The sequence below is a fragment of the Dapis hubbardiae BLCC-M172 genome (assembly GCF_050016015.1).
GTDB lineage: Bacteria > Cyanobacteriota > Cyanobacteriia > Cyanobacteriales > Microcoleaceae > Trichodesmium.
Genome location: NZ_JBNHEQ010000004.1, coordinates 33,811 through 36,769 on the forward strand (window position 1 = coordinate 33,811; position 2,959 = coordinate 36,769).

At 37.1% G+C, this 2,959-nt stretch carries 5 protein-coding genes and 1 pseudogene; 1 reads left to right on the forward strand and 5 read right to left on the reverse strand.

All coding sequences use genetic code 11. From position 1 onward, the window contains the following. Positions 1 to 105 precede the first annotated feature (105 nt). The 4 genes and pseudogenes from ACP6PK_RS00350 to ispF form a co-directional block, all read right to left on the reverse strand. Positions 106 to 1,110 (reverse strand): pentapeptide repeat-containing protein, encoded by a 1,005-nt coding sequence (locus tag ACP6PK_RS00350; protein WP_426556784.1) that lies wholly within the window; start codon positions 1,108 to 1,110, stop codon positions 106 to 108. Positions 1,111 to 1,173: 63 nt separating this feature from the next. Then, positions 1,174 to 1,281: pseudogene (locus ACP6PK_RS00355) on the reverse strand (pentapeptide repeat-containing protein); the annotation flags it as partial. Between the two features lie 100 nt (positions 1,282 to 1,381). Further along, positions 1,382 to 1,549, reverse strand: a complete 168-nt coding sequence (locus ACP6PK_RS00360) for a pentapeptide repeat-containing protein (RefSeq protein WP_426556786.1) — start codon at positions 1,547 to 1,549, stop codon at positions 1,382 to 1,384. Between the two features lie 32 nt (positions 1,550 to 1,581). Next, the gene (ispF, locus tag ACP6PK_RS00365) at positions 1,582 to 2,085 is read right to left on the reverse strand and encodes a 2-C-methyl-D-erythritol 2,4-cyclodiphosphate synthase (RefSeq protein WP_426556788.1); all 504 of its coding nucleotides are present in this window, start codon (positions 2,083 to 2,085) and stop codon (positions 1,582 to 1,584) included. Between the two features lie 111 nt (positions 2,086 to 2,196). Between ispF and ACP6PK_RS00370 the strand changes: the two genes are divergently transcribed. Beyond that, positions 2,197 to 2,532 (forward strand): PqqD family protein, encoded by a 336-nt coding sequence (locus tag ACP6PK_RS00370; protein WP_094671587.1) that lies wholly within the window; start codon positions 2,197 to 2,199, stop codon positions 2,530 to 2,532. Between the two features lie 75 nt (positions 2,533 to 2,607). On the opposite strand, the gene ACP6PK_RS00375 is transcribed toward ACP6PK_RS00370, so the two are convergent. Beyond that, complete coding sequence (locus ACP6PK_RS00375; RefSeq protein WP_426556791.1) at positions 2,608 to 2,802, reverse strand: hypothetical protein; 195 nt, start codon at positions 2,800 to 2,802, stop codon at positions 2,608 to 2,610. Positions 2,803 to 2,959 lie beyond the last annotated feature (157 nt).

Consider the following 2,959-nt stretch of genomic DNA (forward strand, 5'->3'; position numbering starts at 1 on the left):
TGCGGTGCGTTACGGCCAATTGAGCAACCAGGGCAAAGAAAACGAAATACTGGACGGCCTAACGCACCCTACTGAACTTTCGACTCAAACTAAGAAATAAGCTTGCTAGATATGAACCTTCCCATCTGGCATAGTTGCTCCTATAAGAATAGCATCCTGTAAATCAACTCCCGCCATCTTAGCATCTCGTAGACTAGCACCACGCAGATCCGCGCCCCGCAAATTAACACCATCTAAAATTGCGCCCCATAAATAGGCTCCTTGCAAGTTAGCGCCACTCAAATCAGCTCCAGTGAGATCCGCTAAATTCATATTTGTCCCACTTAAATCAGCATTCCGTAGATCCACTTCAGTTAAGTTGGTCTTCATTAAGTTAGCTTCGGGAAATTGACTACCCCTGAGATTACCTTGATGTAAATCTGCTTTTTTGAGGTTTGCTCGATCTAATTTTGTCCGACGCAGAAAAGCAAGACTGAGATCGCTTCCAGTCAAATCTGCATCTTGCAACTTAGCACCGCTCAACTTAACTTGACTGAGATCCATACCACTAAAGTTAATTCCCTCTAGCTGCAAACCATTCAAAAAAGCACCACTGAGTTTGACTCCGTTTAATTGTGCGCCCTTAAGATTAGCACCACTCAACCTCGCTCCACTCAGGTTAGTCCAGTTCAAGTTTGCTCCTTCTAAATTAGCGCAACGGAAGTTAATGCCATTGAGATTTGCGCCACATAAATTAACCATTGGTAAATTAGCCCGAAATAGACTTACTGAGGTAAGGATCGAACCACTAAGTTTAGCTCCAGTTAAATCGACTTTAGGAAGTTGAGCGCCTTGAAGATTAGCTTTAGTCAAATCTGCCTCTATCAGTTTACCTTCCTTCAGCTTGACAAAACTCAAATCTGTACCATATAAAAAGGCTCCGTTTAAGTTAGCGCCGAGAAGAAAAGAACGCTCTAGGTGCGCCCTCGCTAAAGAAGCATCCATCAAATTAGCACCAGATAAATTGGCATGAATAAGTTCAGCACCAATTAAGTTAGCTTCTTTGAGATTATAACCCTGAAAATTTCTCTCTCCTTTGAGATATAGTTTTAATAGTTCATTCTCATTCATTTTTTTAGCATCCCAATTAATTAAGGAAATTTTTGACCATAAGATGCTATAATTTTTCCCTCTCTAGGGGTGAACTTTGCCATCAGGCAGTTGTCTGGTAAGGATAACGTCGCGCAAATTAGCCCCAGAAAGATTAGCATCTTCCAAACTAGCACCACTGATCTCTGCATCCCGGAAGCAAGCACTATAGGGCTACGCGCAGGTCAGAAGTCAGAAGTCAGAAGTAATCCTTGACTGAGTTTAAACATTTATAAATGTCCTAATCTTTGCTTCAACTTCTATATCTAAAATCTGTTGCCCAAAAATAGGTTGCTTGCAAATTCGCTTCGGTTAAATTGGCTCCTGTAAGATTAGATAAATTAAGATTTACTTCTATAAGATCATTAAAACGCAAAATCTTAAAAAAATATTGTTTGAATACTTTTCTTAACTTAACCACAGCTTTGTTAATATTTTTTCTTATCTTTATTCTTAATTCTTAATTCCTGAAAAACCCTCATATTTCTCTAGCAAAACTACTGCATAAGCAGCAATACCTTCCTCTCTACCTACAGGACCTAATTTTTCATTCGTAGTAGCTTTAATACTAACTTGATTTGCTTCCAATTCTAAAGTAGTAGCGAGGCGCGATCGCATTTTCTCTATATGTGGTTTGAGTTTAGGACGTTCTGCTACTACTACTGAGTCAATATTACTAATTTTCCAGCAAGCAGCTTTAACCAAATGATTGACACGGGTCAATAAATCTATACTATCAGCCCCAGCCCATTGTGGATCGCTCGGAGGGAAATGATGGCCAATATCACCCAAACTTAGAGCGCCTAACATTGCATCCATAATGGCATGGGTCAGAACATCCGCATCACTATGGCCAATAAGTCCCATTTCATGGTCAATTTTGATTCCTGCCAAAATCAATGGTCTTTCCGGCCCTAATTTATGAATGTCGTAGCCATTACCTATACGAAAGTTCATATTTTTAACTATTACTTAATAGAAAACAATTGTTTAACTATTGTATAGTATATCTTGCTATGTAAAAGCAGTGTTTATTTGAATTAATTTTATTGGTATTAGAGGTAAGTTGTGAACATTTCATTCACTCAAAAAGTATCATTCGCTAATGATTTTTTTCTAGCAGAAGATGAGGGAGGAATTTTTGTAGTTAATGCTGAACAAGAAGGTGAAGATTTTCTCTTGGATGATGTAGCAGCTAAAATGTTATTTGCCTTAATAGGATCTGAGTCTATCCAAGAAGCTTATGAGGATATTTTAGAATTGGAAGAAGTCGATCCAGAGGTGTTGAAAAATGATTTGTTAGAATATATTGAAGATTTAACAAATGACGGAATTATTAAAGTTATAGACAAAGAAAAAAGTTTGTCTATTGCTGAAGAAGATGAAATATATATCAATTCTTAAGTCTGATTGAGGTAATAAAATTCTAGGTTTTAGGGAAAAGTATCTTGCTCATCTTAGGAAAGCAAGATGCTCCCACTACTTAATAATTAGGGTTTGCTGAAAAAGTCTTTTGTAAGGAGTAGGGGAGCGGGGGAGTAGGGGAATAGGGGAATAATTTTTTTGCCCAACTCTTGGCAGAAATGCTGACTTTTTGATTTTTCGGGAACCGTGCATTAAGAGCTGAAAACCAAGGTATTTCAGACCTAAAATGCTAAAATCTTTATCTGTCAATAATTTTATATTTAATCAGCAAGCCCTAATTAATCTTCATAAGCAACGGCTAGAGTTATACTCAAAAAAAATACAATAACTTAGCTAGTATTTGAAGAACTTTTCAATAATTGATAATTGATAATTGATAATTGATAATTGATAATTGATAATTGAT